This is a genomic window from Nocardia sp. NPDC052001, assembly GCF_040680615.1.
In the GTDB taxonomy this organism is placed as follows: domain Bacteria; phylum Actinomycetota; class Actinomycetes; order Mycobacteriales; family Mycobacteriaceae; genus Nocardia.
Genome location: NZ_JBFAXC010000005.1, coordinates 525,483 through 537,412, shown reverse-complemented (window position 1 = coordinate 537,412; position 11,930 = coordinate 525,483). Strand labels below are relative to the sequence as shown.

Below are 11,930 nucleotides of genomic sequence, written 5' to 3'. Positions count from 1 at the left end.
AGGCTCGGGCGCATGGTGGAACGGGTTCTGGTGACTCTTGACGGCGCGATCCGGGATCCGGACGCGCCGCTTCTGTATGCGGACGATATCGGCGCGCTGCGCGGTGACGGGATATTCGAGACGGTGCTGGTGCGGGGTGGTGTCGCCTGTGCCCTGGAACTGCATCTGGCGCGACTGCGGCGTTCGGCCGAGGCCCTCGAATTGCCCGTCCCGGATCTGGACGCGTGGCGCTTCGCGGTGGAGCTGGCGGCCGAGGAGTGGGGGAAGGAGCACGAGGGGATGCTCCGCATGGTGCTCACCCGGGGGCGTGACAGCGATCACGGAAGTTCTTCTGGCAAATCTTCAGCAAACGCACCGGCGGGACTGTCCGCGGCCGAACCGGCAACCACCGGTTACGTTTTGGTGGTTCCGGTGCATGAGCGCGTGAAAACCGCTCGCGCCGAAGGTGTTTCGGTCATAACACTGTCCCGGGGAATTTCGATCGACCTCGCTCAGGCCGCGCCCTGGCAACTGCTGGGGGCCAAAACCCTCTCCTACGCAACGAATATGGCCGCGTTGCGCTTCGCCCGGCGGATGGACGCCGATGACGTGATCTTCACCAGTACCGAGCATCGGGTGCTGGAGGGGCCGCGCTCGACAGTGGTTGTGGCGCGCGAGAATCAGCTGATCACGCCGCCCGCGCGCAATGGTGTGCTGCCCGGCACGACGCAGCGTGCGCTGTTCGCCCAGGCGGAGAAGGCGGGCTGGGACTGCCGCTACGAACCGCTGTTCACCGCGGATCTGATCACCGCCGACAGCGTGTGGATGCTGTCCAGCGTGACCCTGGCCGCACGGGTGAAATCCCTGGACGGTCTGCGCATGTCGGCCCCGGACAATGCCGGTGAGATCGCGGCGCTGGTGGATCGGGGCATTGCCCTGCCGGGCAGTATCGCCGACTGGTGAGCCGCGGGCTCCAGGGCCCTTTTTCCGGGGGCTCAGTCGACCAAGGTCCTCGTCCGCGGGGGCTTTGGCCGTTGATTCGTCACAAGTCGGCAAATTCGTAGCACGCTGTGGCGCGTCACATGTTGATCTGAATGGCGAGAGGCGTAGTGTCCAATACTACGTCATGTCGTAGATCGGCTGGAGGTCGGATGAGCGTCGTTGATTTAGCGCGCTGGCAGTTCGGAATCACCACCGTCTATCACTTCATCTTCGTGCCCCTGACCATCGGACTCGCGCCGCTGGTGGCGGGCATGCAGACCGCATGGGTGATTACGGGCAAAGAGCACTGGTACCGCCTCACCAAATTCTTCGGGAAGCTCTTCCTGATCAACTTCGCCCTCGGCGTCGCCACCGGCATCGTGCAGGAATTCCAATTCGGCATGGCCTGGAGCGAATACTCCCGCTTCGTCGGCGACGTCTTCGGCGCACCCCTGGCCATGGAGGCGCTGGTCGCCTTCTTCCTGGAATCCACCTTCCTCGGACTGTGGATCTTCGGCTGGACCCGGCTGCCGAAGAAAGTGCACCTGGCCACCATCTGGCTGGTCGCCATCGGCGTGAACGCCTCGGCGTACTTCATCGTCGCCGCCAACTCGTTCATGCAGCATCCGGTCGGCGCGGAATACAACCCGGAGACCAAACGCGCTGAGCTGACCAGCATTTGGGCGCTCATCAGCAACAACACCACCCTTGCCGCATTCCCGCACGTGGTGGCGGGCGCGTTCCTCACCTCCGGCACCTTCGTCGCCGGCATCGCGGGCTGGTGGATGGTCAGGCGCGTGCGGCAGGGCCAGATCGCAAGCGACACAGCACCTGTCGAGGAGGCCCGCACCATGTGGCGGCCCGCCGCGCGCATGGGGCTGTACGTGGTGCTGGTCGCCGCGGTCGCGCTCGTGTTCACCGGTGACATCCAGGGCAAGCTCATGTTCAAACAGCAGCCCATGAAGATGGCCTCCGCGGAATCGTTGTGCCACACCGAAACCGATCCGGACTTCTCCGTCCTGACGGTCGGCACGCACAACAACTGCGACAGCGTGGACCACCTCATCGAAGTCCCGGGCGTGCTGCCGTATCTGGCCGAGGGCAAGTTCAGCGGCGTCACCCTGGAAGGCGTCAAGGATCTCCAGGTCTCGTACAACGAGAAGTACGGGATCGGCGACTACCGGCCCAACCTGTTCGTCACCTACTGGACCTTCCGCGCCATGATCGGCTTCCTCGCGGGCTCACTGCTGCTGGCGCTGGCCGGATTCTGGGTCACCAGGCGCGGCCGGGTGCCGGATCAGAAGTGGTTCTCCTGGCTGTCGCTGATCGCAATCACCACCCCGTTCCTCGGCAATATCTCCGGCTGGATCTTCACCGAGATGGGCCGCCAGCCCTGGGTGGTCGCACCCAATCCGACCGGCGATCAACACATTCGAATGACGGTGCAGCAGGGCGTCTCCGGCGTCACCGCGGGCACCATCGTCACCTCGCTCGTCGTCTTCACCCTGCTCTACGGTCTGCTCGCGGTCGCCTGGTTCTACCTCATGCGCCGCTACGTGGTCGCGGGACCGGAGGAACCGGCCCCCACGGACACCGGGCCGCGCATGACCGGGGACACCGTCGACAAGCTTTCCTTCGCCTACTAGGAGCCGAGGATGAGTCTCCCTGAATTCTGGTTTCTACTGATCGCGGTGCTCTTCACCGGCTACTTCGTGCTGGAGGGCTTCGACTACGGGGTCGGCATGCTCATGCCGATCCTCGGCAAGGGCTCCGAAGTGCGAAAGCGCGTGGTGCTCAACACCATCGGACCCGTATGGGACGGCAACGAGGTGTGGCTGCTCACCGCCGGCGGCGCCATGTTCGCGGCCTTCCCGGAGTGGTACGCCAGCCTGTTCTCCGGGTTCTACCTGGCGCTGCTGCTCATCCTGGTCGGACTGATCGCGCGGGCCTGCGCCATCGAATGGCGCAGCAAGATCAATGACGACAAATGGCGGGTCTGGTGCGATATCGGCATCGGACTGGGCTCCTGGATTCCCGCCCTCGCCTGGGGATTGGCATTCGCCAATATCGTGCGCGGCGTGAAACTGAACGAGCACCGGCATATCGGCGGAAACCTGCTCGACCTGCTGAATCCGTACGCGCTGCTCGGCGGGCTCACCACCCTGCTGCTGTTCATGCTGCACGGTGCGCTGTTCATCGCGCTCAAGACCGGCAATGAGGTACGCGACGACGCCCAGGCACTGATCCGGAAGCTGTTCGTGCCCACCGCGGTCGTGGTCGCCGCCTTCGGCATCTGGACCCAGCTCGCCTACGGCAAGGGGTGGACCTGGATTCCCTTGGTGCTGGCCGTGATCGGACTGCTGATCGCGGGCTTCGCCGCCACCCAGGGCCGGGACGGGTGGGCCTTCACCGGCACCGCCCTGACCATCGTGGGAGCCACCGCACTGCTGTTCGGATCGCTGTTCCCGAATGTGCTGCCCTCCACCATCGATGCCGCGTTCAGCCTCACCGTGGACGGGCGCGACGGGACCGTCTCGGCCTCCTCCACGCACTACACGCTCGTGGTGATGAGCTGGGTCGCGGTCGCCATGGTGCCGGTGGTGCTGATCTACCAGGGCTGGACCTACTGGGTGTTCCGCCAGCGGCTCACCGTGGAACAGATTCCGGCCCCCATCGGCCTGCCCCTGGAATCCGCGCCGAAGGTCTAGCCGAACCGCTCTCGAAAGACGGAATGAACCGATGGCACGACCGGTAGACCCGCGCCTGTGGCGATACGCCCGCTCGGCACGCACATATCTCACGCTGAGCGTCGGGCTCTCGCTGACGACCACGATCTGCATCGTGATCGCGGCACTCGCCCTGGCGCGGGTCCTCGCCGGAGTCATCACCGATCCGGGACGGCGCGATATCGGTTCCTGGACAGCGGAACTGGTGATCTTCGCCGCCGCCGTGCTGTGCCGGGTCATCGCCACCTGGTGGCAGTCCCGGCTCGCACACCGCGCCGGGGCGCAGGTCGTCGCCGAACTCGAAACGGCGGTCCTCACCGCCGGGGCGCACCTGCCGCCCCGCGAATTGGAGCGCCGCCGAACCGAATTGGCGGTCGTGATCGGCAACGGGCTGAGCGGCCTGCGCGCCTACCTCGCGGGATACCTGCCCGCACTGCTGCTTTCACTGCTCGTCCCGCCGATCGTGCTGACCGTCATCGTCCTGCACGACTGGATCTCCGGCGCGATCATCCTGGTCACCCTGCCGCTTATCCCGATCTTCATGATCCTGATCGGCCTGCTCACCCAGGGCCGCGCCCGGGACACCCTGGTCGCCACCACCCGCCTGTCGGATCAACTCCTCGACCTCTTCGCGGGCATGCCCACCCTGCGCGCCCTGGGCCGCGAAACCGGCCGTACCGCGACCACTTCCGACGCGGCCGCAGCGCCGGACGCCATTGCCGCGCAACCTGATCGCACCACCATGCAGCACCGGGTTCGCGAACTCGGCGATGCCCTGCACAAGCGCACCATGTCCGCCCTGCGCATGGCCTTCCTGTCGTCCATGGTGCTGGAGTCCCTCGCCACCCTGTGCGTGGCGCTGGTGGCCGTTTCCATCGGCCTGCGCCTGGTCTTCGGCGATATGGGCCTCTACGCCGGACTCCTCGCCCTGATCCTGGCCCCCGAGGTCTATCTCCCCATCCGTGCGGTGGGTGAACGCTTCCACGCCGCCCAGGACGGAATGGCGGCCGCCGAAAAGGCTTTCGCCATCCTCGAACCCGATGACCGCGAGGCGAGCCCCGCCCCCGTGCCGGGAAGCGGGGACGCGAGCCCGGCCGCCGGCACCGTGACTCCGCGAGAGTTGCACGGCCGCATCGAGATTCGAGAGGTCTCCATTGCCGCCCGGCAGGGCTCGGCCCCGGACGCGCTGTCCGCGATCCTGCTTCCCGGCGAGGTGACGGTACTCACCGGGCCGAACGGCAGTGGCAAATCGACAGCCCTGCAAGCGATTCTGGGTCTCATCGCGCCCGACACCGGTGATGTACTCATAGACGGCACCCCCATCGCAGCCATGGACCTCGACCACTGGTGGTCCCACCTGGCCTGGCTGCCCCAGCGCCCCGTCCTGGTCCCCGGCACCCTGCGCGCCAACCTCGAACTCCTCGGCCCGCCCGCCGACTCGGCCCGCCTCGAAGCCGCCTGCCGGGCAACCGGATTCGATACGGTCCTCGCCGACCTCCCCGACGGCTGGAACACCCTGGTCGGCACCGGCGGCACCGGCCTGTCCCTCGGCCAGCGCCAACGCCTCGCCCTGACCCGCACCCTCGCCGCCGACCGCCAGGTCCTACTCCTCGACGAACCCACCGCCCACCTCGACCCGGAAGCCGAAGAGCGCGTACTCGCCGCCCTGACGGCCCGCGCCGAGGCCGGAGCCACCGTGGTGATCGTCGGCCACCGCCCCGCCATCGTCGCCCTCGCCGACCACGTGGTCCCCGTCCACGCCACTGTTCCGGCGGATTCGGAAGCATCCGTGGTGGATTCGGCGGCTAGAGCTCCGAGCTTCGTCTTCCCGTCGGAGGCGGCGTTGGTCGTGGACGCGGATCTCGCCGATTCGGAAGTGGGTGTGCGATGAGGGACGCGTTTGCCGACTTTCGGCGGATACGGGGATTGCTGGAGCTGTCCAAAGGGCGGCTGGCACTGTCCATCGCCTGGGGCGTGGCCGCACTGGGGAGCGGGCTGGGGCTCGCCGCGCTGGCCGCTTGGTTGATTGCCCGTGCTTGGCAGATGCCACCGGTGCTCGACCTGAGTATCGCGGTGGTGACCGTTCGGGCGCTCGGGATTTCGCGTGGGGTCGCACGGTATCTGGAGCGGCTGGCCACGCATGATGTGGCGCTGCGGTCCATGAGTCTCGCGCGCACCACCACCTATCGGACACTCGCCGCCGCGGATATCTGGCGGCCACGTCGCACGGGAGCGACTGCGGGCGAGTTCGACACCGCACGGGACAGTGCGGTGGTCGATCCCGCCGTGCGGGCGAGGTCGAGTGCTGTCGGCCGGTCAGCCGAAGTGGATGTGCGCCTGGATGATCCGACGCAGTTGCGGCGGGGAGAGCTGCTGGGGCGGGTGGGGAGCGATATCGATGATCTCGGGGCGGTGGTGGTGCGGGCGTTCGTGCCGATCGCGGTCGCGGTGATTCTGTCCGCGCTCGCGGTGGTGCTGATCGGGTTCGTTTCGATTCCGGCGGCGGTGATTCTGGCTGTGGCGCTGGGGATTTCCGGGGTTGTCGCGCTGTGGATGTCGGCGCGGGCCGCCCGGGAGGCCGAGGTGGCGGTGCGGGCGGATCGGACCGAGTTCACGGCCGAGGCGCTCACCGTGCTGGATCACGCACCCGAATTGCGGGTCGCGGGAAGGCTTTCCGGGGCCGTCGAGAGTGCCGCGCGGGCCGGACAGCGGGCGGTTGCCGCCGAGGATCGGGCCGCGGCGCGCAGTGCGTGGTCGGCGGCGGTGCTGCCGCTGTCGATCGGTACCAGCGTGCTCGGCGCCCTGCTGATCGGGATCGCGCTGTACGGGACCGGACCGGCGGTGGCCACCAAGGGTTTTCAAGCCATTCCCGGGGGCGGGATCACGCCCATGGCGTTCGCGGTACTGGTGCTGGTACCGCTGTCGGCGTTCGAGGCGGTCTCGGTGCTGCCCGGGGCGGCGCAGGCGCTGACCAATGGCCGGGCCGCGCTGCATCGGCTGGCTCGCCTGGAGCGGGCCGAATCCGCGCCCGCGGCAATGGATTTGCCGCCGCTGCCGGAGGGGCGCAGGATCGCCGTCGTCGGGCCGAGCGGGGCGGGTAAGACCACGCTGCTCATGTCGTGGGCCGGACTGTTCGACACCCCGCGCGCCGGGGTGACCTTCTTCGCCGAGGACGCGCACATCTTCGGGACGACCGTGCTGGAGAACCTGCGGGTCGCGCGCGGCGATATCACCGCCGCCGAAGCCGAGCAGGCCCTGCGGGCGGTCGGCGCGGGGGAGTGGCTGGACTCGCTGCCGGATGGTGTGGACACCGACCTCGTCGGCGGGGCGGCCGCCGTATCGGGTGGTCAGCGCCGCCGCATCCTGCTGGCTCGCGCGCTGCTCTCCCCGGCCCGGGTACTGCTGCTCGATGAGCCGACCGAACACCTGGAGGCCGAGCCGGGCGCGGAGCTGCTGCGCCGCCTGCTCGACCGGGACAGCGGCCTGGTGGACCCGGATCGCACGGTAGTGGTTGTCACACATCAGCTTCCGGCGGACCAGCGCGCCGACACGATCGTGGAAGTCGGTGCGAACGCAACCGTATCGATCCGCCGTTCTATTCCGGCAAACCAGCACTGACCTGCGATTTCGCAGTCAGAGAAAATACGTTGCCGCTTCCAGTTCGGCCGACTACTTTCGTCTGTACACAGGAAGGAGGTGGTTCGAATAATGAGTAATTCGAGGACGCGTGAGGTGGCTGCCAGCTAGGCGCCTCCGCTGCAACGGATTCTCGTAGCGCGAGCGCTGAGCGAATCCCAGGCAGTCACCCGGCCCCTGAGTCCCAGATCTTGTCCGATCTGGATCGCGTGAGTTGCATCCGCGATACGACTCAGGGGTCGTTCTCGTCCGCCTCTCCGCGACTTTTGCCGGTCACAGGGTGCGGAGTAACTCAGCTCCCGGACCGGCGGTTGGGTCTCCATCTCGTTCCGGGGGTACCCCAGGAGTTACCCTCGCCTCGCGAGATCACCAATTACGTTGGGAATCAACCCACGTAGCGCTGTAAACGCGCGGACAGCCGCGGCTCCAGTGCCCCATCCGGAGCGATGCGCTCCTCGACGTAGCCCAGATCGCCGCCCTCGACAATGCCGTAGAGCCGCTTGGCCCCGCCCACCACGACACCGGACTGGCTGCGGATCACCACATCGGTGGCGAGCTCCCAGGACGACTGGGTCAGCGCCTGGCCGTAGAACAGTTCGACGATGCCGGTGGAATGCGTCAGCAGCAGTTCCAGCACCTCGTCGTCACCGTCGATGCCGACGCGCCAGAAACCGCTCTCGCGCAGATCCGGCCCGGCGTATTCGCCCTCGGTATCGATGACCCAGGAACGCGCTTCCCAGGTGAGGTAGTCGCCGCCGTCATGCGAGACGATGATCTGCTGACCGAAGCGGTAATCGCCGGTCTCGGGATCATTGCCCTCGCCCTCACCGCGCCACACGCCCACCAGGGGCAGCAGCGCGAGCATGGAGGAACTCAGGTCGGGACCCAGGCGCAGATTGGCGGTGTCGATCGGGAGCGGCAGGCCGTCCAGCGACGGGATGTTCGTCACACCGGTCACCTTGGCGCGCTCGGCGGCCTCGGCCACAGCCTGATCGCCGCTGCGGCGTACCGCATCGGAGGGTGTTTCGGCTGTTCCGTTTTCGACGTTCTCGCTCGCCGAATCGGTCACGACTCGGTGAACAGCCGGTAGAGGACGTACAGACCGAACCAGGCGATCAGCACGGAGACGAGAACCAGCAGAATCTCGAAGGTAAGCACCACGCTCCGGAGTCTAATAGCACCGGATCGGCGACGCGAAAACGGCCCTCGCCGAAACGCGGACGCGCAGACGAAAAACGGCCCCGGGAACCGAATCCCGGGGCCGTTTCAGGTTTTTCGAGGCGCGTTACTTCGCGACGGTCACGTCCACATTGTGGATGCCGTTGCCCTCGGGCGCGATCTCGGTGGTGCCGTTGCCGGACGCCGACAGCGCGCGGATGGTCCACGAGCCCGGCGCGGCGAAGAAGCGGAAATCGCCGGTGCCCGACGCCACGACCTCGGCGGTGAAATCGCCGTTGCCGTCCAGCAGGCGCACGAACGCGCCACCGACGGTCTGGCCGTCAGCGGTCAGGACGCGGCCGGTGATGACCGTCTCCTTCTCGACGTCGACGCCGGCCGGAATGGCCTGTCCCTGGGTAGGTGCTGCACACATATTTCTTTACGCTCCCAACTCGATCGGTGCACCGACGAGGGAGCCGTACTCGGTCCAGCTCCCGTCGTAGTTCTTGACGTTCTTGTGGCCCAGCAGCTCCTGCAGCACGAACCAGGTGTGCGAGGAACGCTCGCCGATGCGGCAGTAGGCGATGGTCTCCTTCTCGCCGTCCAGACCGGCCTCCTTGTAGATGGAGGCGAGCTCGTCATCGGACTTGAAGGTGCCGTCCTCGTTCGCGGCCTTGGACCACGGCACGTTGATGGCGCCGGGGATGTGGCCGGGACGCTGCGACTGCTCCTGCGGCAGGTGGGCCGGGGCCAGGATCTTGCCGGAGAACTCGTCGGGCGAGCGCACGTCGACCAGGTTCTTGGTGCCGATGGCCTGGATGGCCTCGTCACGGAAGGCGCGGATGGTCAGATCCTGCTCGGACGCCTTGTAGGCGGTCGCCGGGCGCACCTTGACATCCTTGACCAGCGGGCGGCCGTCGAGCTCCCACTTCTTGCGGCCACCGTCGAGCAGCTTCACGTCCTGGTGGCCGTAGAGCTTGAAGTACCAGTACGCGTACGCCGCGAACCAGTTGTTGTTGCCGCCGTACAGCACCACCGTGTCATCGTTGCCGATGCCGCGCGCCGAGAGCAGATCCGAGAACTGCTCGCGGTTCACGAAATCGCGACGGACCTGATCCTGCAGGTCCTTCTTCCAGTCGAGACGGACAGCGCCCTCGATATGCCCCAGGTCGTACGCCGAGGTGTCCTCGTCGACCTCTACGAGGACGACTCCGGGGGTGTTCAGGTTCTCTTCGACCCAGTCTGCGGAGACCAGGACATCGGAGCGAGCCATGTTGTTCCTTTCGGGGGTGGTGCCGGGTCAGGCGGTGGGAGTAGGGGTGGTCGGCGCGGTCTTGAACCGCGAGACGAGGGGATAGATCTTGCAGCCCAGGCAGATTCCGAAGGCCGCGTTCAGGAAGGCCGCGAACAGCGCGAAACCGGTGAAGATGGTGCCCGCCACGGTGGCGCCGAGCACGAAACCGAGCACGCCGAGCACCGCGAAGATCAGGCCGACGAGTTGCGCGAACCGAAGCGGCGCAACGGGTTCCAGCTCGGCGGGCGGGCCGACGCGGGGTGCGACGACCTTGCCGTAGATCAGACCGTACGGGCTGCGCCGCGGGCCGTTGGCCGCGCCGAGCGCGAAGACCACGGCCTGCACCGCCAGCAGCACCGCGGCGGCGGGCACCAAGATCGCCGAGACGATCAGCACGAGCGCCAGCACGGCGGTGGTGATCCAGGCGGCGAAACGCGGGCCGCGAACATCTACCTGCCCGGCGGGCGGGCTGGTGGGATTGGGGTTCGACATGTGCGTACTCCTGCGCGATGAGGTCTATTGGTCATTTCGCCGGAGGATCGGAGATCACTCATACGGCGGGACACACCCGGTCGGCGCGAGGATAGGGAAACGAAAGGCCGACCGGCTAGCGGCACAGGCAGCAACAACCACCGAGCCGGCACAGGTCTACCGTGCGGCGTCGGGTGAGCATCAGCTCGCGGTTGGATTGCACGAGAGGGAGTTTACCCAATTTTCGGGGGAAATTGGACCCCGGGTCCGTAATGCTGGTCACTCGGATGTTCCGGAAACCGGCAAAGACCCCAGTGAGCTGCGCAAATCCGCAGATTTGGGAACACCGGCGATCCGGAATTTTTCCTGTCCGGTGGCGTCCAAGATGAAAGTCGTCGGGAGCGAGAGCACGTTCAGCTCGCGGGCAAGATCGGGATTCGCGTCGATATCGAGCTCCAGATCCACCGGCGGCGCGGGAGTGTCCGCCAGCTCCGCGACCACACTCGCCACCACCCGGCGCACCGCCGCACACGGCCCACACCAATCGGCGGAGAAATGCAGCACCGTGGGACGGCCGTCGAGCACACCCGCCGCCGTCAGCAGCTCGGCGCGCGCGGACTTCGGCGCGGGCGCGATCTCCCGCACCCGGCCCTCGTTGCGGCGCACCAGGATTCCGATGCCCGCGCCGGCTACCAGTACGACAGCCAAGATGCCCAGCGCGATCATGGCTGTTGTAAACGATCCAGATCGACGGTGATATTCCTGCCGCGACCCTCGACCACGATCTGCCCGCCGCTGGCCTCCACCTTGGTCGGGCGAATGCCGAACGGCAGATCCCGGGTGTCTATGGTGCGGGTGAACAGGGCCAGCACCCGGGGCTTATCGCTCTCCGGCGTCACCGGCGCGGGCGACGAGGCGACATCGCCCTGATTCGCCGCGCCCACCCCGCGATAGATATCGGTGGCGGTAATGCGCACCTGATCGCCGACCAGGCGCAGATCCGCGAGCACGCTCACGGTCTCACCACTGGTACGGGTGCCCGGCACGACGGGAGCGTCGGCATCGGGCAGCGGAATCGTGCCGGTCAGGATGATCGCCCCGGCGGTGGTCATACCCGAACCACCGGAACCGCCGGTGCCATCGGATTTATCGGCGGGCGGGCCGAACACCTGCAGATCCGGAATCTTGAACAGGCGGCCCAGCTCGACCGGTTCGATGCGCATGCGCGCCTCGGCCTGATCCACCGGGACCGAGCGCACCTTGCCGTTGATCAGATCGCGCAGCGACATGTGCACATCGCGCAGATTGGCCTCGACCATGATCTCGCCCGGAATATCGGGCCGCATGGCACGGGCGCGAATGTCGACATTCTTGAAGTCGTCGTTCAATGCCTGTGCCACGAACGGGAATCCGTGGAAGGTGACCTCCGGGTCGGCGCCGAGATTCGATCCGTCCCGCAGCATGCGCGACACCTGGTACTCCGAATACGCGGCCACCCCGAAGTCGAGTACGACGGCCAGCCCTGCCAGACAGAGCAGCCCGATGATCACCCGACGAAAAGCCATAGCTGCACCTTAATAGGGTCCGGCGAACGGGATCGCGCCAGCGCGGTCTATCCCGTGCCCCCGAAGTGCCGCGTTTTATCCCACATTGTGAGGTGATCGGGTGTGAGATTGAGATAGCCG

The 11,930-nt window shown here is 66.9% G+C and carries 11 protein-coding genes; 5 read left to right on the top strand and 6 right to left on the bottom strand.

Annotated features, from left to right (window positions below):
• Nucleotides 1-12: 12 nt before the first annotated feature.
• The 5 genes from AB0L82_RS26340 (at nt 13) to AB0L82_RS26320 (ending at nt 7,304) form a co-directional block, all read left to right on the top strand.
• Nucleotides 13-942 (top strand): aminodeoxychorismate lyase, encoded by a 930-nt coding sequence (locus tag AB0L82_RS26340; protein ID WP_364641633.1) that lies wholly within the window; start codon nt 13-15, stop codon nt 940-942.
• 188 nt (nt 943-1,130) lie between these two features.
• Nucleotides 1,131-2,606: a cytochrome ubiquinol oxidase subunit I gene (locus tag AB0L82_RS26335; protein WP_364641630.1), complete on the top strand. Its 1,476-nt coding sequence runs from the start codon at nt 1,131-1,133 to the stop codon at nt 2,604-2,606.
• Nucleotides 2,607-2,615: 9 nt separating this feature from the next.
• On the top strand, nt 2,616-3,668 hold the full coding sequence (gene cydB, locus AB0L82_RS26330) for a cytochrome d ubiquinol oxidase subunit II (protein WP_364641627.1): 1,053 nt from the start codon (nt 2,616-2,618) through the stop codon (nt 3,666-3,668).
• Between the two features lie 31 nt (nt 3,669-3,699).
• Nucleotides 3,700-5,577 (top strand): thiol reductant ABC exporter subunit CydD, encoded by a 1,878-nt coding sequence (cydD, locus tag AB0L82_RS26325; protein WP_364641624.1) that lies wholly within the window; start codon nt 3,700-3,702, stop codon nt 5,575-5,577.
• Nucleotides 5,574-7,304, top strand: coding sequence for an ATP-binding cassette domain-containing protein (locus AB0L82_RS26320; protein ID WP_364641622.1), 1,731 nt, complete (start codon nt 5,574-5,576; stop codon nt 7,302-7,304). The genes cydD and AB0L82_RS26320 overlap by 4 nt, the downstream gene beginning before the upstream one ends.
• Nucleotides 7,305-7,707: 403 nt before the next feature.
• On the opposite strand, the gene AB0L82_RS26315 is transcribed toward AB0L82_RS26320, so the two are convergent.
• The 6 genes from AB0L82_RS26315 to AB0L82_RS26290 all read right to left on the bottom strand — a co-directional run bounded on the left by AB0L82_RS26315 (nt 7,708) and on the right by AB0L82_RS26290 (nt 11,810).
• Nucleotides 7,708-8,391 (bottom strand): FABP family protein, encoded by a 684-nt coding sequence (locus AB0L82_RS26315; protein ID WP_364641620.1) that lies wholly within the window; start codon nt 8,389-8,391, stop codon nt 7,708-7,710.
• Nucleotides 8,392-8,607: 216 nt separating this feature from the next.
• Nucleotides 8,608-8,913 (bottom strand): DUF1416 domain-containing protein, encoded by a 306-nt coding sequence (locus AB0L82_RS26310; RefSeq protein WP_067568422.1) that lies wholly within the window; start codon nt 8,911-8,913, stop codon nt 8,608-8,610.
• Between the two features lie 6 nt (nt 8,914-8,919).
• On the bottom strand, nt 8,920-9,753 hold the full coding sequence (locus AB0L82_RS26305; RefSeq protein ID WP_364641616.1) for a sulfurtransferase: 834 nt from the start codon (nt 9,751-9,753) through the stop codon (nt 8,920-8,922).
• A 27-nt stretch (nt 9,754-9,780) separates the two neighbouring features.
• On the bottom strand, nt 9,781-10,266 hold the full coding sequence (locus tag AB0L82_RS26300) for a DUF4395 domain-containing protein (protein ID WP_364641613.1): 486 nt from the start codon (nt 10,264-10,266) through the stop codon (nt 9,781-9,783).
• A gap of 258 nt (nt 10,267-10,524) precedes the next feature.
• On the bottom strand, nt 10,525-10,971 hold the full coding sequence (locus AB0L82_RS26295; protein WP_364641610.1) for a thioredoxin family protein: 447 nt from the start codon (nt 10,969-10,971) through the stop codon (nt 10,525-10,527).
• Nucleotides 10,968-11,810 (bottom strand): LmeA family phospholipid-binding protein, encoded by an 843-nt coding sequence (locus AB0L82_RS26290; RefSeq protein ID WP_364641607.1) that lies wholly within the window; start codon nt 11,808-11,810, stop codon nt 10,968-10,970. The genes AB0L82_RS26295 and AB0L82_RS26290 overlap by 4 nt, the downstream gene beginning before the upstream one ends.
• Between the last annotated feature and the right edge of the window lie 120 nt (nt 11,811-11,930).

Excerpts from the sequence above, each read along its gene's own strand:
- AB0L82_RS26310 (WP_067568422.1), bottom strand. The coding sequence starts at position 8,913 with ATGTGTGCAGCACCTACCCAGGGACAGGCCATTCCGGCCGGCGTCGAC.
- cydB (WP_364641627.1), top strand. The coding sequence starts at position 2,616 with ATGAGTCTCCCTGAATTCTGGTTTCTACTGATCGCGGTGCTCTTCACC.
- AB0L82_RS26305 (WP_364641616.1), bottom strand. The coding sequence starts at position 9,753 with ATGGCTCGCTCCGATGTCCTGGTCTCCGCAGACTGGGTCGAAGAGAAC.
- AB0L82_RS26340 (WP_364641633.1), top strand. The coding sequence starts at position 13 with ATGGTGGAACGGGTTCTGGTGACTCTTGACGGCGCGATCCGGGATCCG.
- AB0L82_RS26295 (WP_364641610.1), bottom strand. The coding sequence starts at position 10,971 with ATGATCGCGCTGGGCATCTTGGCTGTCGTACTGGTAGCCGGCGCGGGC.
- AB0L82_RS26300 (WP_364641613.1), bottom strand. The coding sequence starts at position 10,266 with ATGTCGAACCCCAATCCCACCAGCCCGCCCGCCGGGCAGGTAGATGTT.
- AB0L82_RS26335 (WP_364641630.1), top strand. The coding sequence starts at position 1,131 with ATGAGCGTCGTTGATTTAGCGCGCTGGCAGTTCGGAATCACCACCGTC.
- cydD (WP_364641624.1), top strand. The coding sequence starts at position 3,700 with ATGGCACGACCGGTAGACCCGCGCCTGTGGCGATACGCCCGCTCGGCA.
- AB0L82_RS26290 (WP_364641607.1), bottom strand. The coding sequence starts at position 11,810 with ATGGCTTTTCGTCGGGTGATCATCGGGCTGCTCTGTCTGGCAGGGCTG.
- AB0L82_RS26320 (WP_364641622.1), top strand. The coding sequence starts at position 5,574 with ATGAGGGACGCGTTTGCCGACTTTCGGCGGATACGGGGATTGCTGGAG.